Raw genomic sequence first — 17,329 nt, 5'->3', positions numbered from 1 at the left:
AGACTAAAACAGCTCGACAGAGAATCTTTGTTCTCCAAAAACTATCTTATGATCTACGCTCTGATTTTGACAATCCTTTGTGTGCTTTTTTTCTTTTTATCTTACAGCTTCTTTCAAAAATCAGATACTCTATTGCAAAAAGATTCAAAACAGCAAGAAGCCGAGACAAAAAGAACAGGTTCTTTAAAAAACGAATCTATAAAAAAAAACAAATCGAACTTATTCAAACCGTCAGTTCTTCGTTCTCAATTCCAAAGTGCGCTTCATTCTCCCTTTCAAAAAGAATCCATCTTTCTACTTTTGTCTCTTTGTACTTGGATGCTTTTACCTTTATTTTGGGGATTAACATTTTTCTTAAAAACAGACGCAAACGTTTTGATCGTAATTGGATTTATGATCTGGACTTATTATTGGTTGAAATATCTACTTTCAACGGATGAGACAGTTTAGACTCGTTTAAAAAAGTGGTTTGCACTACATAGACACAAGATTTTTGTGTTAACAGCACTAATTTTTTTTGGAGTACCCATCGAATGAAAATCATCGTATTAGTGAAACAGGTACCTGACACCGAAACGAGTATTAAAGTAGGGGACAAATCCATCAACGAAACCGGAATCAAATGGATTATCTCTCCTTATGATGAATTTGCCATCGAAGAAGGAATCAGACTTCGTGAAAAACACGGTGGAGAAGTAATCGCCGTTTCCCTCGGACCAGACAGAGTCGTAGAAGCTCTTAGAACCGCTTACGCAATGGGCGCAGACCGAGCAGTTCATATCAAAGTAGATAACTACGTTCCTTTCGATACGAATAATACCGCAGAACTGATTTCAAATTTTGCAAAAGCAGAAAACGCAGACGTAATTATCGGAGGAAGACAATCCATCGATACGGATTCTTCTCAAGTTGTCATCCAAGTTGCAGAACTTTTAGGAATTCCTCATATCGCATTTGCAATCAATCTTGAAATCAACGGAACTGCAGTAAAGGCCACAAAAGAAGTAGAAGGTGGAACTCAAACCGTTGAAACCTCAACTCCAGTAGCTCTTACCGCACAAAAAGGATTAAACGAACCTCGTTATCCTTCTCTCAAAGGGATCATGACCGCTAAGAAAAAACCTGTAGAAACTAAATCTGCAGCTGATCTAGGTAACCCCGCTAGTAAAATCGAAATTGTTGGACTCGAACCTCCCCCTCCAAGAATTCCAGGTAGAAAATTAGACGCAGCGGACGCAAACGGTTTTGCATCTCAACTCGTCAAGGCTCTGAGAGAAGAAGCTAAGGTTATATAAGGAGAACACAAGTGAGCAACGTATTCATTGTTGGCGAATTAAAAGACGGAGAACTGAAAAAAATCTCCAGAGAAATCACTTCTGCAGGTAGAAAAATCGCAGATTCTATCGGTGGAAAAGTAGTTGCCCTTCTGATCGGAAATGGAGTTGAAAAACACGCTCCTGAATTGGCCGCAGTTGGAGCAGATACAATTCTTACCGTAAACGCAAGCGAGTATAACGCAGAAACGTATTCCAATCAAGTTGCGGAAATGATCAAAGCGCAAAACCCTGCTGTAGTTCTTCTTCCACATACCTCTCAAGGAAAAGATTATTCTCCTAGAGTAGCCGTAAAAGTAGGTGCTGGAATCATCGCGGATGTTGTAGGATTTTCCGTAGATGGCGGAAAGGTAGTAGCGAAAAAACCAATCTATTCTGGAAAAGCTTACGCTAACTTTAAGGTTACAAGTCCGATCCAAATTTTTACAGTTCGTCCGAACTCTCAAGAAATCACTCAAAAAGCAGGCGCTGGCGCAGTAGAAGCCGCTTCCCCTTCTGCAGGAAATGCAAAAGTCAAAATCGTATCTTCCGACTTAAGTGGTGGTTCTAAAGTTCAACTAACGGAAGCTTCTATCATTGTATCCGGTGGGCGCGGGATCAAAGGACCAGAAAACTGGCCCATCCTTCAAGAATTGGCTGATACACTTGGAGCGGCTCTGGGAGCTTCTCGTGCGGCAGTGGATGCAGGGTGGATTTCTCACTCTCATCAAGTAGGACAAACGGGAAAGACGGTTTCTCCAAACTGTTACATCGCTTGTGGAATTTCTGGTGCAATCCAACATTTAGCCGGAATGGGGTCTTCTAAGTATATCGTTGCGATCAACAAAGACGGAGACGCTCCTATCTTTAAAGTAGCGACTTACGGTATCGTAGGAGATCTTTTTGAAGTAGTTCCTGCAGTAACTGCAGAGTTCAAAAAAGTACTTGGATAACCAACCTTCGAAACGCCCTATTTCGCGATCCTTAGAGAGCGAAATAAACCAAAAATAGCGGAGCGTAATTTTTGGTTATTCTCAGAATTGAGAATTTCGCGATCTATCGAGCGCCCCTTAGGAAGCGAGATATTGAGTTCAGAGAGCGAAATTGCGTTAGAGGAAGTTGAGCATGAGTTTTTATTCAAAAAAGTACTTGGATAATCAACCTTCGCGCATAGTTTGAAACTATGGCATTTTTAAAAATCAGGAGAATTCTCCCGGGTGCCGCAGGACTGATCTTAGTCTGCGGCATTTCTGTTTCAGGAGATCCTGGAAGAGACAGATTAGGTGCACTCTTAGGAAGAATGAGCGAAATTTCTAGCCTCAGAGCCAGCGTAACGATCAATAACGAAATATCAGGAACACTTTCCTTTAAAAAACCGAACTATTTACACGTCAAATTTTCAGATGGCAGGGTTGTATCTTCCAATGGTAGATTTCTTTGGTTTTATTCTCCCGCAAGGGCTATCGTAGGAAAACAAGATCTTCGCGGAACTTCCGGGGGAGTTTTTGGTTTACTAAGCGGTTACGAAGAAGTTACTCAAGTTGGAGGTTCGATTCGACTCAAATCTCCTACAAAAACATACGAAGAGATTGTAGTGACCATGAATTCAGATAACACTCCTAAATCTTTAAGAATGAAAAAAAGAGGAAGCAGTGAATACACATCCATCAGTTTTTCAGGTGTACAAACAAACGTAGGACTTTCCGCTTCTCTGTTCAACTTCAGCGCTCCTTCTAGCGCGCAGATCGTAGAAAATCCTCTGAACGAAAAGGAATAAACTCTCTTGTCTGGAAGTTCAAGGACCGACGCCCATAAAACATTCGCGGATCTCTATAGAAAACAGAGAAGCCCCGAACATCAGGAAAAAATCGACGAAGTAATCCAGAAGTCGAACGACATTTTTATTCGTATCGATTTGATGAAGAAGGTAGACGAAGAGTTCGAGAAAAAAAGACAAGAAGACAACAAAAAATCCGAAGACGAAGACAAGTCTAAAAAGACAGCAGAAAAATCGACTACTTCCAAAAGCCCCGCTAAAATCCCTCGAAAAACCGAATCTTCTTCCGCTGGGATAGGATTTTTAACAAATTTATTTGGAGGAAATCCTGCCATCAATAAGTTCGCCAAAGAATCTGGAACAATGGACGTAGGTTTTTTAGGTAGAAAATTACAAGTTTCTTCGGGAGTTCATAATCTATTCAAATTTTTGAAAGAAGATCAAATCATTGCTACGATCCAAGCGCTTCGATTTTGCGAACAACAAGGTTGGAGATATTGGAAACCTCTCGTATACAACGTAGTATTAAATTTTAATAAACTTCTCAACAGTATTATTACTTTGGATAGTTTGTTTATCGACCAAATTTCTCCTGAAATATTTTTGAACCGTGCAACTAAATTAGAACTTTATTATGCAAGACATTTGAGCCGAGCGGATTGTAAAGACATCGTTATGACAGAAGTTCCCGAACTGATTCGCAAAGACGAAAAACTGGTTCCTAAAATGCCTCAAATTATGGCGGGACTTACTTACGGAGTAAACTTAGAAGACGGAAGACCTAAAATGTCCGATGCGATCCGAGCGTTTCATATCGTTGCCACCAAACGTATGATCACTTGGGATGAAGTCGTTCAACAACTCAACATTCCTCCGATTAACGAAACTAAATTTCAAGGATCTCCAGATATTATCAAAGAAGTAGAGACTACTTTGATTCGTCTTGCAGACGATATTCAGACCAGGCTCAATAGAAAAGAAGAATTGCAAGGTCTAAGAGAAAGATATTTTAAAATCGATGATAAAGGAAAAATGAATTTCGACTTTTTGAATCTAATCGTAGATGATTATTTCGAAAATCACGTTCCTGAAAACATGCAGTCTGCATCTCTTAAATCTTCTTTTAAAGGAACGCCTCATAAATTGATGTATTTATTACTTAGAGATTTTCAAGCCTCGTTCGCTCCAATTTTAGAAGGAACGGTCAAAGTAGGTTCTAAAAATCAAAGTAGAGACGTAATCATCATGCTTCCCGGTCTTTTTAAAAGTGATATAGAACAAATCAATAACTTGCTTCGTCTTTTAGATGCATTCAATAAAAAATATCCTAGTTTTCAGTATAGTTTTGCGACTTACAACGAACATACGACTTCAACAGTAGGAGTAGAAGATCAGATCACTCAAAATCTTTTAAAATTGATCGGAGACGCTGCGGGTTTTATGGGCAAATTCGCGGAAAAGATAAATATTCTCGTTGAAAACCATTTACTCGCCAAACAATACGAAACTTCGGGCAAATTGAACGAAAGAGTTTTAGTTTCTAAAGAGAAGGTAATCGAAGAAATCAAAATCCTTCATAGGTTTATTCCTTATTGTGATTCTATGATCGTTTCTGGAAATCGACTGAACGGAAAAACATTGGAGTTCGCCTTTTTGGAAATGGCAAAACTTCTCTACAACTACGCCGTAATTTACAAAGATAAACTCACGATCACTAAATTAACCTTACATAAAAAAATCGATACAGAACTTGCATCTTTAACAAAAGAATACGAAAGACTTGCCGGTAAATCTTACGATACAAAACGAACGGAGGAAACATGAGGATTCTCACTGGGGTCCAACCTTCCGGTAAACTTCACTTAGGAAATTTTTTCTCAGTCATTCGAAAGCTTAAAGAATACCAGGATTCGACGGACTTATTTTGTTTTATTGCTGACCTACATTCTTTAACCACATTCTCCTCAAAGGAAAAACAAAAAGAAAATACGTTTAACGCCGCCTGTGATTTTCTTGCACTTGGAATCGACCCGGATCGATGTACTTTTTGGCTTCAATCTTCCGTCTCTGAAGTAACAGAACTCTCTTGGTATCTGAGTCATTCTATTTCAGTCAATCAATTGAGTTTAGCACACTCTTATAAAGATAAAGTGGCAAAAGGTTTTCATCCAGGAGGTGGGCTTTTCTTTTATCCGATTTTGATGGCGGCGGACATTTTAGGTTTTGATAGCGATCGAGTTCCAGTTGGTAAAGATCAAAAACAACATTTAGAATTTGCTAGAGATATTGCCTCTACTTTCAATCGAGAAGTTGGTCAGGTATTTAAAATTCCCGAACCGGAAATCGACGAAACGACTGCTTTGGTTCCGGGTGTAGATGGTCAAAAGATGTCTAAGTCTTATGGAAACACGATTAACTTTTTCGACTCCGAAAAAGAACTTAAGAAATCCATAATGTCTATTACGACTGACTCCGCCGGAATCAATGAGCCCAAAGATCCTTTTAAAAGTAATATTTATGCGATTCATTCTTTATTTTTAGATGCCCAAGGAAAAGAAAACCTTAAACAAAAGTTTTTAACTCCAGGAACTGGTTACGGCGATCTAAAAAAACAACTTCTTCAGGATACCTTGGATTATTTTGCACCCTATCGAAAAGAACGAGAAAAAATAGGGGCCGACAAAAGTTTTGTAGAAGAATCTCTGAAAAAAGGACAAACAAAAGCTCGAAAAACAATTTCAAATGTCCTAGATAGAGTTCGTAAAGAATTAGGAATCTATCAATTTTAGATTATAAATATATTTTAATTTTATAATTAAAAAAATACAGTCAGGACCTTAACCTCATTACTGAACTTTATTAAATTAACGTGCATTTGATATAATCAAGGCAAAAGCAATTATTCTATAGCACCCGCAACATTGAGTTTCAATTCCTAGGAATTAGAGCAAAAAACACGGTCGCGAGCTGCTACAACTACAACCCATAGGAAGAAAACTTTGAGTTGAGTTCAGAAGTTGTTGCATTTAATTTTTTTATTTGCCTAAAATTTCTTTTTTTGAATTCAAATGATTAAAGTGTAAACCACTAAATAAGTGATTTATTATGTAGTTCCGAATAGGATTATAATTCAACAATGTAAGAATAAATTTTGTTTTATTAAAGTAAGTTTCGCACAAAAGATAAAAATGGATGTGAGAACTATCTCAAAAGCTATAAATCATTCAGCAGAACAGTTTCTGTGGGAACTAATATTTTATTGAAAATTCAAAAAAAGCCTTACTACTGGACTCATGAAAATGGTATCCAAAATTAACGGGTAATTTTTTTAAAGATCTAGAAGTTCTTCGTAAAATTACGCCAAACCTAGAATTGTGGGCTTTTTGAAAGAATCTCACATGCTAAGTTTTGAAACAAGCGCAGCATAAGTATTCTTTTCATGCGTCCGAGTAATAACAAAATGTGGTAGTTCCCACATTGGACAGTTTTTACCGTAAAATCTCAGGTTTGCAATAGTTCCCACAAATTAAATCACATTATAGATTTTAAATATCTCTTTTTTGTGATTAAAAACCATCTCAAAAATACTTCATCTTTGCTTAAAACGCCGACTTCGATGATTCAAGATAACTTGTAGAGCCCTACATTCTTAAAAATTATCCGCAACAACTATCAGTTCCCACATTTTTAGTAAAAAAAATCTGTCAAAATACTTCCAAAACGACTGGACCAATAACCGTAAAAAGGTATGGAAAAACATATTAGAAATTGGATCCCCTGCTCCGCATTTTCAAAATTTTCACTCGGAACCCTTACAGGAATTGTTTTAGATCTAATTTTTCCCGGAACGGCCTTACTTTGGATTGGCTTGATAGTCTTTTTATTTTCACTCGGTAGGTTCTTTAAAAAACGATTTCAAATTTCAAAATATTTTATTTTTGGAATATTATTTCTTTTATATGTTTTAACTTCTTTTCCAGAAAAATTTCAAAAAAATACACAAAAAAATTCTTTCAACATTTCCCAAAAAAATCCGTTTGGAAAACCAGAAAAGATTTTCCAAGAAAAATTCAGAGAACAAATTTTATTGGATTTAAAAGAAGCAAAACTAGAAAAAAATTCTAATCGAATCGCTTTAGGACTTATTTTCGGAGAATCGAAACAACTTTCTCAAGAATTTAAAACAAAAGCAAAAGAAGGAGGGATTCTACATTTGTTTGCCGCCTCTGGATTACATCTTGGAATTTTAATGGGAGTTCAATTCCGACTATTAAGTTTGATACCTAGTTTAGGATATAACATACCTAGAATCATTCCACTTCTTACCGGCTTTTTTTATTTGTCCGCTTTGGGTTATCCGACTTCGCTCGCAAGAGCTTGGATATTTGCGGGAATGTTGTTATTTCAAGGATTATTCTTTCGTAAATTACGACCGGTTGATCTATTACTCGGCTCCGCCTGGATTTTATGGCTCGTAGATCCTACTCGATTTTATTCGGTTTCATTTTGTCTTTCTTTTGGAGCGGTAACGGGAATATTCTTTTTTTCTTATCCAATTAAGATCGCTTGTCATTTTCTTTCGAACGAAAATAAAATATCCTATTTTTTAAAAGAGAATTTATCGATTTCATTTTCTGCCGGACTCGGCACAATGCCCGTCCTACTCTTTTCGTTTGGGTCTTACAGTTTCGGATCTGTTTTACTCAACTTAATCATGGTTCCTTTGGCGGGAATACTTCTCCCAATTCTTTATTTTTCCCTGCTTATACAAAAGACAAAACTAATATTATTAACAGAACCAATTTGGTCTATCACGGAATTCTTAATTCAAATTTTAATCTACTTATCAGAAAATTTATCCAAACCGCTTGGTTTTTATAAGGAAATGAAAGACACAGCCTGGATAGGAATTGCAGGTTGGATTTTACTTTGTATAAAAATATTCTACTATTCTTATTTTATAGAAAAAAATTATCTCAAAGATACAGAACAATCTATAGAAAACAATGTATTGAATTTACGCGAACCATTTATGGAAAGTAAAACGCCAAACTCACAAACACTAAAAAGAGAGAAACCGAGTTTACAAAATCCAATTCTGACCAAAATAAAAGAAACTACATGGGAAAATCAAAACAACTTATTAAATTCAATAAATAAAATATTCAAAGATAAGATAAACAAACCAAAAAATATAGATCATAAAATTCAAAATCTAGAATATTCCACTTTATATAAAACTAAAACTTTCAGAGAAATATGGTATCCAATTTTTTGTATTTTATTTTTTCTTATAACTTTAGGAATCCACGTATTACTTTACAAATCTCCGGATTGGTTTCCTCAAAAAAACAAAATCATCAACAATAAATTCTTTTTTATATTCCGGAACAGAGATACTTTAATTTTTTCGGGAAAATGTAAATATGGATTCAAAACGATTTCAAACACATTTAGATCCTCTAAAAAAATCTACTGCGACTCCACAGAAGAACGTCCTCTTAAAAAAGTTTTTGTAGAAGACGAATCCTGCCTCAACTGGGCGTTTCAATGTTTACAAGATCACCCTCAAACAGAAATTTTTTATTCCGGTTTAGATTTTGAGGCTTGGAGCCAAAAGAGCAGATTTCATTTTCTCAAGTCAAAGCCGATTCGAGAGATTTCCATTTCGCATCGATCTAAAATATTATTCTTTCATACTAAAAAGGATTCCCTCTTTCAACTCATTCAAAAAACAAAAACAAGCAGCGGTTGGATCCTTTTAGAAACTCCTTTTGGGAACAAGGAAGATTCAAAAGTCTGGAATCGAAATCGAAAACTGCTTGGGCTTACGGAGAGTTGGGTGTTTCTGGAAAAAGATGAGTTACAGAGAATACCCATTTCGGAAAGTTTCTGAGATCCGTAAGTTTCTGGAGTCAAGATCTTCTGCACCGTTAAAAAAATGGGGACAAAATTTTTTAATCGATCCGAACGCGATCCGATCCATTCTAGATTGTCTGAATTCAGACCTTCTTTCTAAAATCGATCGAATTTTAGAAATTGGTCCTGGATTAGGCGCAATCTCTCACGGATTACTCGATTTCCAAAAACCAGTCACGTTATTCGAAATCGATCCCATCTATTCAAATTGGCTTAGAGAATATCTTCCAGAATTTGAGCTTAGAGAAGGAAACGCTCTCAACTTTTTATCCGAATATTCAAAAGATTCAACCTACCTTTTTGGAAATCTTCCTTATTACATTTCTTCCGAACTTACCCTAAACTCAGTTAAAAATTTAAAAGGGTTAAAAGGTGCGACATTTTTAGTACAAAAAGAATTTGCAAAAAGGATTTCAAGCGAACCTTCTTCGATTCAATTTTATCTTTCCGCATACGGAAATTGGAATTTAAAAAAAGATGTAAAAGCAGGTGCTTTTTATCCAAAACCAAACGTAGATTCTTCCATTTTAGAATATAAATCTTCACCTGTATTTAAAAACGAATCCGGATTTATTGCACTCGAATGTATCTGTAGAACCGCTTTCTGGGGAAAAAGAAAAAAGCTGACTTCGTCCTTTAGAGATGCTCCGGTCGAGTCTTTACCTTTGGAAGTTTATTCTTCCAAAAATTTTTCTGAACAAATATTTCGCGCCGAATGTTTCAAAGCCCTAAAACATGTGGATGTAAACTTAGACAAAAGACCTGAAGAACTAAAATCGCAAGTTTTTCACGAAGCCGCAAAAATTCTTTCAATTTACATATCAGAGATATTGAATATATCTTAAGTAAAGTTTTTATATTCTAAAAGAGTTTTTTCCATAAATTCTACAAAACCTTCTTCTTTTTTAAAACCAAAATGTTGAAGGACCGCAGATTGTATCATAGAATAATCGGAAAGACCTCGGGAAATATCAATGATCATATCCGAAAGATAAATCGCAAATACAGTATCTTGAAATTCTCTTTTTACCAAAAGAGGTCTATGATGCATTTCCGCCGCAACTCGAATTGTATCCGAAAAATTCCACTTTTCACAAATCATTCCGCCCAAAGTCGTATGAGAAATCCCTAATGCAGCTTCCTCCAAGGTCAAAGGAGAAGGATAAAGTCTATTCCCCAAAATCTCCGATATCTTCTCTGAAACACTCGGATCAATAGAAAGTAATATTACACGACCCACGTCGTGTAACAAAGCCGCACAAACCAAAACTGTAATTGTCTGCTTTTTCCAACCCATTCTTTCCCCAAGACGTCTACAGATAAAGGCGGATAGACTGGATCTTTCCCAGATCGCTTCAAACTCATCGTATTTTTCTTCTAGAATTTTTTTTGTTCCCAAACTCAAAAGGATATTGTTCAATTCTGAAAGTCCGATCACCTTGATTGCATCTTCCAAGTCCTCTACTCTCGTTCTTTGAGAAAATGAAGCAGAATTTGCTAACTTTAGAATATTCGTAGAAAGTGATACATCTCTACTAACAAGTTCCGTGATATTCTGAATCGAAGAGTCGGGTTTATTGATCAGACTCATAATCTGATTGATATTATCTGGAAACGTAGGAAGTGTGTCTAACTCTGCAAAAATATCTCCAGTTTTTTGGAGATTGATATTTCTTTTTTTAAATTCAAAAGGAATCTTGATATAAGCAGAAGTAATTCCTTCCTCAGATTTGATCCGATACGAATCCCCTTCAATTCCCTCGTTTTTCAACATCAAAAGCGACATCGCTAATCCCAAACCGGCACCTTCCGATTCGTCTCCATGATTTTCGAAAACCTCCGAAAGATCGTTATAAGAACGAGCCTTTGAAATCCTTTCCTGAATCCTTTGGTCTTCTTCGGGAAGAATTCCTACGTTATTCGAAACCTTTAAAAGAAAACTATTCTGATTAAAACCGAACGTAATGAGAACATACAATCCGTTTTGTTCGAGAAGATCTGCGTAGAGATCTTTTTTTGAAATCAATTCTTCCTTGAACCTTTCCATCCCAATCAAGTATTGATCTGGATCTTTAATATCCAAACCGGCTTCTTTAAAAACCATTCTCTTTTGATTGGCTTTTATCGCGTTCATAAGAGTTTCTCTTAAGATGGAAAAGATACATTCTCGAAGAGGACCAATATCTAGATATTGCAGATAACGATCTAAAATAAAACCGATGATTTTATCGATGTTCTGATTAAAATGAGTGATTCTTAAATAGAGAGGATTAAGAGATTCAATCGGTTCGTTTAGATTTTTAGCGGAAAGATAATATCCTTCCTTTTCATAATGAAACCACTGAATTTTCATCTACGGATTTCCAAATTCCGTTTGGATCGTTAGATCCAAGACAGAATTATGATTCTTCCAAAGTTTGTCAATCTGTATTACGTTTAGAGTTCTTTTCTATCTAGAATCACTTTCACAAATCCGAAACAAAGAAAAATCCAAACACTAATCTGAATGAGTGAATATTCTCCATAATAATGAACCTGCGAAAGACTTTTTGCGAGAATAGAACTTGAAAAGAAAAACACAGTTCCCTCTTGAGGGAGAATCCAATAAATCACTTCTAAAATTTGTTTTTTTAAATCCGAAGTCTGAACCATACTGGCAGCCGCTGACTCGTAGATGAATAAATCTAAAAAAGTAGAAAAAACAAGAAGCGCAAGTCCTCCAAAAAAACCTACGTTTTTACCAAAACCTAAAACGATTACAAAACCGGAAAGAATCAGAAAGTAAAAAACGAAAAACATGGTAAAACATGCTTTCAAAAGATCCCAGGAAAAATTTCCTCCGCCAATTTGTTGTTTGGCGAGATAAGTCCCGATCAGAAAAATTCCATTCGCAAAAACGAGTAAAAGAACTCCCAGTGATTTTCCACCTACATAAGTCAAAGCAGAAACGGGCCTTGCAAAAACCGGAATATAAGTTTTATTTTCCAACTCGTCTCCCAAAAGAGAAACCGGAAGAAACAAAGCGAGCACAGTATTCCAAAATGCAAAAAAAAGAAAAGTTACGTAAACTTGAAAATCCGGATTTCCTGATTGATTCTGACCGCCGATCTGAATCTGACACGTGAAATTCAGAAATAAAAATAAAGCTGATATTATAAAAATGAAATATACGATTCTTTTTCGAAGAGTTTCTCTTAGAGTTAGAAATGCGATTGAAAAAACTTTTGGAATCTGATTTTGAATCCAAGAAAAACTATTCATCATTTCCTCCAGTTACTCTTAAGAAAACTTCTTCAAGAGATTCCGTGGTTCTTTCGTATTTTAAAATGTTTGCTCCTAAAGCAACAAGTTCGGCTGGAATTTTTCTTAGATCAATTCTATCTATTGGAAGAAACTCGATTTGATTTTCTTTAATTTTTTGCTCCGAGGAAATTTTACGAATGTAAGAGTCTAACTCAGACGTAATAGATTCTAATTTGATAAGGATTCTATTTTTTCCTTCTTTCAAAGATTCCAAAGGACCAATCGCGGCAAGAGTTCCTAAATTAAGAATTCCAATTTCGTGACAAACTTTTTCCACTTCTAAAAGTCTATGAGAATTTAATAATACTGTTATGCCTTTGGTCCGATTTTCTTCTACGAGAGTTTCCCGAAAATCGATATAACCTTTCGGATCCAAACCGGAACCTGGCTCGTCTAAAATTAAAAGTTCGGGATCACTGATCAAAGCAGATGCAAGTCCTAATCTTTGTAACATCCCTTTAGAATAACCAGAAACTTTTTTAGAAGCCGCGTCCGCAATACCTGTTTTCTCTAGAAGGCTCTTAGACTTATGCCGAATCGAATCGTTTTTCATTCCAGCTAACTTTCCACTGAAGGTCAAAAATTCTTCTCCCGTTAAAAATCCTGGAATAGAAATTTTTTCCGGAAGATAACCTATTTTTTGTCTCAATCGAATAGAGAACGGAAGTCCAAATAAACGAAAGTTACCTTCGGTTTGTTTGGAAAATCCCATCAGAATTCGAACCAAACTCGTTTTTCCCGCACCGTTTGGACCGAGAAGACCAAAAACGGAACCTTTAGGAACTTGAAAGGAGACGCCCTTAAGAGCCTTTTGTTCCTTGTATTTTTTTTGAATCGAATCGATTTCAATTGCAAATTCAGACATGCACTTTTCCTTGGAATTAAAGCCTTCTCTAAAATCGTCTCAAAGAATCCGTATTCTTTATAAGATATTCGGACCCGTAATGCGAAATTTTTACGTACAATTTTAGAGACAATCGGAAGAACATAATTTTATTGGACCCTGTTTAGGTTCCAATTTAAGAAGGCTCAATGATTTTTTAGGAATCATTCTCTGTCAATTCTCTATAAGACATGAAGATTATAATTGCAAGACATGGAGAAGCGGAAACAACTTCTCTAGACGGAACGGATCGTTCGAGGCCACTCACAGCCAAAGGAGAAGCGGACGTTCGAAAGATGGGTAACTTTTTTAAAACCGGTTTCAAAATTACAAAGATTTATCATAGTCCTTATGAAAGAACAAAAAACACCGCAAAAATTTATACGGACATTCTTCAACCCGAACAAGAAACAGAATCGTTGAATTATTTAGAAGCAGGTAAAGATATGTCTCGGGTTTGTCCAATAATTCGAGAATATTCAAACTCTGATACGATTCTTTTAGTAGGACATAGCCCCGACGTTTCCATATTTGCAGAAAAACTTTTAGGAATCAGCGGAGTTGGAAAAAGTTTTCTTTTTTCTCCAGGTTCTGCACTTGCAATCAACGTTCCTAGAGAAAAGTTTCACGACGGTCAAATCATTTGGTTTGTTTGTCCGGACTTTCTCTGTTAATTTTTTTTGATCCAGAAACTACGTCTGAAATTCTTTCCCTAAACGGAAATTGATTTCGAAATTCACAGGTATCTATTACACAGGCATCTATTCTTTTTTAAGTTTACAGAAGAGCCTTTTAGGAAATTCTTACTGTTATAGAAAGAATCGGGGTGTAGCGCAGTGGTAGCGCACTTCTCTGGGGGGGAAGGGGTCGCTGGTTCGAATCCAGTCACTCCGAGATTCAAAATTTACCAAAACTTTTTGACAAAAATCGGCTTTAAAAGCGTTTACAAATAATTCTCTTCGAAACACAGTCCTTTTTTCAAGCAATTTAGAAAAATAAAATATACTGTTTTTCTAATCTATTTTCACATAACTTTCACTTTGGGAAAATTTCAAAACAAATAATTGTTCAGAACTACACAATAAGTATCTAATTTAATCGTTTATACTTTAATAATATGAATACAGAAAAAGAAAACCTGAGCGTCGCCGGACTGCGCGTTCAGCTCCAATCAATAAATTGCATGAAAGAAACATAATGCAATATTTCGTTTTTAGTTTTAATTTATTAGAGTTGTTGAAAAATTCTATAGTGCAGATTAACAAAACTACTTCAATTGCCTCTTTCTATTTTATACAAACAGGCAGAGAATTGATTTTTCAACAATTCTATTATAGAACTCGATCTGTTGAACAACTTGCAGAGCAACTCCGGAAACTCAGCGAATGTACTTCTAATGAGGGGGGCATTCAGGAAGCAAGACGTTGAGTTTGAAAGAGCGTTCTGCTGAGTTCCCCTATTCTTCAATTACTTTTCCATTGGAGTCTATCAAACTTACGTGAAACAGGACTTTATGATAAACATTTAATTTTATAGGGATGAGTAAAATTAAATGTTTTCATGAAACCACTATTTTGCGACCATCATCAAAATTTAAATCCTATTTTATCGAGATCCCATTGAATAAAAAATTCATTTGCAGAATTCTCTTTTAAAATCGAGAAAGCTCAGTTTTTAGATTTAAAATAGTAAAATAACGTGAGTTCGGTATAAGAAATCTGTTTTATCTTAGGTCAATTTTTTCGTAAAAAAATAAATGTAGGAACTCTCACAAATCGTGGATCTGCAGCTAAACTTTGGAAATTGTTGGAACTACTACAAAAAAATCATCTCGTCCAATCAAATTTCTGCATAAAACCACTGTTTTGCGGCCATCATCAAAATTGAAATCCCATTTTAACGTGAGTTCGACTTAGAAAAAATTTTTTAAACGTATGAGTTCCTACAATTTTAGAATTCGTTCGTAAAATTGTGGATTGCAGTAGTTCCCACATCATTTTATAGAAAAACTTAAGTTTTACTTTGAATTCTCAAACTTGAATACGACAGATTCAATTGTTATAAACTTCTATTTTTTGTGGTAATTCTCACATTTAAAGAATCAATCTGTAAACGTTCAGATAGCGCAACCGCGGAATTATAACAGTTTATTAGAAATCTCTAAAGGATTATAATTTATGGATTTGTGAGGTTTTGGAACAAGTTCAATATTTGAATATGTGAAACTTTATTTAAGAAACTCCTTCTTCCCGAAAACTCGGGAAGAAGACTCTCAAGGACGGCAAATTTACTGGAATGGATTTCCTTAAAATCCAGAGAGCAAAAAATAAAAATTATTTAACTTAGCAAAAATTTTATTTTTTGATAAAATGATTGAGGATATTATCTCGAATCTCTTCGAAACGAACCAGTCCCCAAGCTAAATTGACTTTTAATTTCAGGGCGTTGTCACTCATATCTTTTTCGCCCTGTGTTTTTAATTGATCAAATCTTGCTTCGATCTTCTCTTTGCCTTCATTCAATTCATCTACGAGTTTATCGAAAATCTCACGAGAAGTCTGAACGGCTCCAATCCCTACGTTGATTATGTCATTTAATCTTTTTTTTTCCATTTATAACTACCTCTCAGTTTGCTTTCGAGGATCTCGTCCTCTACTTTTATGCACTGCACAAAAATGGCAAATACTTTTTTCCTTTTTTTCTTACCTACTTCCCCATTTTTTAGTAGTTCAAAGAATTTAAAAAGGACGCTGCAATACACATTGTTAAAACAGACAGAAAAAAGTAAGGATTACTTACTTTCTTTTTTAGGAATAATCTTATTTGTCATCTTTGGGCTTTTAAATTGTGGAGTAGAAATCAGCCCTTCCGGAACGGACTGTAAAAGGATCGAAGGGCTTCCAGGTCCCGAAGATTTGGCGATCGATCGGGAAGAAAAAATTCTCTATATTTCAAGTCACGAAAGAAGAATTAAAAACCAAACCGGAAAAATCTTTAGGATCGATTTAAAGAATCCCTCTGCAACTCCTGAAGAAATTTCGGTAAAATATCCTCCCAACTTTCGACCCCATGGAATGAGTCTTCTTAAAACCAAAAATACTTACAGACTTTACGTAATTTCTCATCCAGAATTTTTTAAGATTCATACAATCGAAATTTTTGAACGAAAGGGAAAAGAATGGGCTCATGTAGGAACTCTAACAGACCCATTACTAACAAGTCCAAACGATCTTTCAGTAGTATCAGAAAGTGAAATTTATCTTTCCAATGATCATGGAAAAGGAAACATCCCAAAGTATCTTTGGGATGATCTGTTTCAAATCAAACGCTCAGAAATTTCTTACTATGACGGTAAAACTTGGTCAAACCTAGGTAATCCCCTTTCTTTCGGAAACGGAATTTTATATACAAAAGATTCACAAGGAAACGAATTTCTATATCGGTCTGGCTATATGGATAAAAGTGTATTTCAATTTCAAATCCGCAGAGAACAGGGAAAGCCGATACTTGGAGAACCAAAAAAGATTCTAATTAACTTTGGACCTGACAATCTAGAAATAGATTCAAAAGGTAGAATTTTTGCGGTCACCCACGGTTCTGGATATCAATTTTTAAGACACATAGGCAATCCAGACTATTTATCCCCAACTATAATATTTCGAATTTCTTCAGACGGAAACTTTAAGGAAGTGTTTGCTACGCCGGGAGATTTAATTTCAGCCGGAAGCACTGCAATTCCTTTCGAAGGGAAATTATATATAGGTCAAGTATTCAATCCGTATATTCTAAATTGTAAATATACTAATTCAGATTAAAATGATAAATTTTAATTTCGAGTTTGTCCAAAAATATAGAAAAATATAAACGAACCCATTAGAAACTTATAATAAAATTCAAACTACTCGGGTGTATGAAAATAGTATCAAAAGTTCCAGATCGATTTATCAAAGATGTGATGTTTTCAAAAAATTGCATTTAACTCCGATTTATTGACTTTTTTAAAAGAAATTCCACATTCTGATTTTTTTGAAAACAAATTCATAATATTATTTTCATGTGTTCGAGTAGGGAATCCATAAAAACAGTCGCCTTGCATGATTTACGACTTTTTAGAATTATAATTTTCGTATGAGT

14 protein-coding genes and 1 tRNA gene are annotated in these 17,329 nt (G+C 35.4%); 11 read left to right on the top strand and 4 right to left on the bottom strand.

Annotated elements, in window-relative coordinates; all coding sequences use genetic code 11:
- Positions 1-48: 48 nt before the first annotated feature.
- The 8 genes from LEP1GSC059_RS08110 (at position 49) to rsmA (ending at position 9,854) form a co-directional block, all read left to right on the top strand.
- Positions 49-450: an LIC10362 family protein gene (locus LEP1GSC059_RS08110; protein ID WP_036026960.1), complete on the top strand. Its 402-nt coding sequence runs from the start codon at positions 49-51 to the stop codon at positions 448-450.
- A gap of 83 nt (positions 451-533) precedes the next feature.
- Positions 534-1,295 carry an electron transfer flavoprotein subunit beta/FixA family protein gene (locus LEP1GSC059_RS08105; protein ID WP_017213881.1) on the top strand — a complete coding sequence of 254 codons (762 nt, stop codon included), beginning with the start codon at positions 534-536 and terminating at the stop codon, positions 1,293-1,295.
- A gap of 11 nt (positions 1,296-1,306) precedes the next feature.
- Positions 1,307-2,266, top strand: coding sequence for an electron transfer flavoprotein subunit alpha/FixB family protein (locus LEP1GSC059_RS08100; RefSeq protein ID WP_002155900.1), 960 nt, complete (start codon positions 1,307-1,309; stop codon positions 2,264-2,266).
- Between the two features lie 230 nt (positions 2,267-2,496).
- Positions 2,497-3,090 carry a LolA family protein gene (locus LEP1GSC059_RS08095; RefSeq protein WP_000874918.1) on the top strand — a complete coding sequence of 198 codons (594 nt, stop codon included), beginning with the start codon at positions 2,497-2,499 and terminating at the stop codon, positions 3,088-3,090.
- Between the two features lie 6 nt (positions 3,091-3,096).
- Positions 3,097-4,914: a hypothetical protein gene (locus tag LEP1GSC059_RS08090; protein WP_017213880.1), complete on the top strand. Its 1,818-nt coding sequence runs from the start codon at positions 3,097-3,099 to the stop codon at positions 4,912-4,914.
- A complete protein-coding gene (gene trpS, locus LEP1GSC059_RS08085) occupies positions 4,911-5,879 on the top strand; it encodes a tryptophan--tRNA ligase (protein WP_002179805.1) in 969 nt (322 codons plus the stop codon). The genes LEP1GSC059_RS08090 and trpS overlap by 4 nt, the downstream gene beginning before the upstream one ends.
- A gap of 959 nt (positions 5,880-6,838) precedes the next feature.
- On the top strand, positions 6,839-8,986 hold the full coding sequence (locus LEP1GSC059_RS08080) for a ComEC/Rec2 family competence protein (RefSeq protein ID WP_020980582.1): 2,148 nt from the start codon (positions 6,839-6,841) through the stop codon (positions 8,984-8,986).
- Entirely contained in the window at positions 8,949-9,854 is a 906-nt protein-coding gene (rsmA, locus tag LEP1GSC059_RS08075; protein ID WP_002179728.1) for a 16S rRNA (adenine(1518)-N(6)/adenine(1519)-N(6))-dimethyltransferase RsmA, read from the top strand. The genes LEP1GSC059_RS08080 and rsmA overlap by 38 nt, the downstream gene beginning before the upstream one ends.
- Here the strand turns inward: rsmA and LEP1GSC059_RS08070 are convergent.
- The 3 genes from LEP1GSC059_RS08070 to LEP1GSC059_RS08060 form a co-directional block, all read right to left on the bottom strand.
- Positions 9,851-11,362 (bottom strand): HDOD domain-containing protein, encoded by a 1,512-nt coding sequence (locus LEP1GSC059_RS08070; RefSeq protein WP_002179855.1) that lies wholly within the window; start codon positions 11,360-11,362, stop codon positions 9,851-9,853. The two genes, rsmA and LEP1GSC059_RS08070, sit on opposite strands and share 4 nt — an antisense overlap.
- An 83-nt stretch (positions 11,363-11,445) precedes the next feature.
- Complete coding sequence (locus LEP1GSC059_RS08065) at positions 11,446-12,141, bottom strand: ABC-2 family transporter protein (RefSeq protein WP_337587747.1); 696 nt, start codon at positions 12,139-12,141, stop codon at positions 11,446-11,448.
- A 121-nt stretch (positions 12,142-12,262) separates the two neighbouring features.
- Positions 12,263-13,177 (bottom strand): ABC transporter ATP-binding protein, encoded by a 915-nt coding sequence (locus tag LEP1GSC059_RS08060; RefSeq protein WP_002180060.1) that lies wholly within the window; start codon positions 13,175-13,177, stop codon positions 12,263-12,265.
- A gap of 209 nt (positions 13,178-13,386) precedes the next feature.
- On the opposite strand from LEP1GSC059_RS08060, the gene sixA reads away from it, so the two are divergent.
- Both sixA and LEP1GSC059_RS08050 read left to right on the top strand, forming a co-directional pair.
- Positions 13,387-13,869 (top strand): phosphohistidine phosphatase SixA, encoded by a 483-nt coding sequence (gene sixA / locus LEP1GSC059_RS08055; RefSeq protein WP_004419694.1) that lies wholly within the window; start codon positions 13,387-13,389, stop codon positions 13,867-13,869.
- A gap of 148 nt (positions 13,870-14,017) precedes the next feature.
- A tRNA-Pro gene (locus LEP1GSC059_RS08050) sits at positions 14,018-14,089 on the top strand.
- 1,460 nt (positions 14,090-15,549) lie between these two features.
- Here LEP1GSC059_RS08050 and LEP1GSC059_RS08040 read toward each other — a convergent pair.
- A complete protein-coding gene (locus tag LEP1GSC059_RS08040) occupies positions 15,550-15,807 on the bottom strand; it encodes an LIMLP_16025 family protein (RefSeq protein WP_002179824.1) in 258 nt (85 codons plus the stop codon).
- 150 nt (positions 15,808-15,957) lie between these two features.
- Between LEP1GSC059_RS08040 and LEP1GSC059_RS08035 the strand changes: the two genes are divergently transcribed.
- A complete protein-coding gene (locus tag LEP1GSC059_RS08035) occupies positions 15,958-17,010 on the top strand; it encodes an SMP-30/gluconolactonase/LRE family protein (RefSeq protein WP_017213874.1) in 1,053 nt (350 codons plus the stop codon).
- Positions 17,011-17,329: the final 319 nt, after the last annotated feature.

Origin of the sequence: Leptospira noguchii serovar Panama str. CZ214, from assembly GCF_000306255.2 — a bacterium.
Classification (GTDB): Bacteria; Spirochaetota; Leptospiria; order Leptospirales; family Leptospiraceae; genus Leptospira; species Leptospira noguchii.
This window is presented reverse-complemented; position numbering and strand designations above follow the sequence as displayed.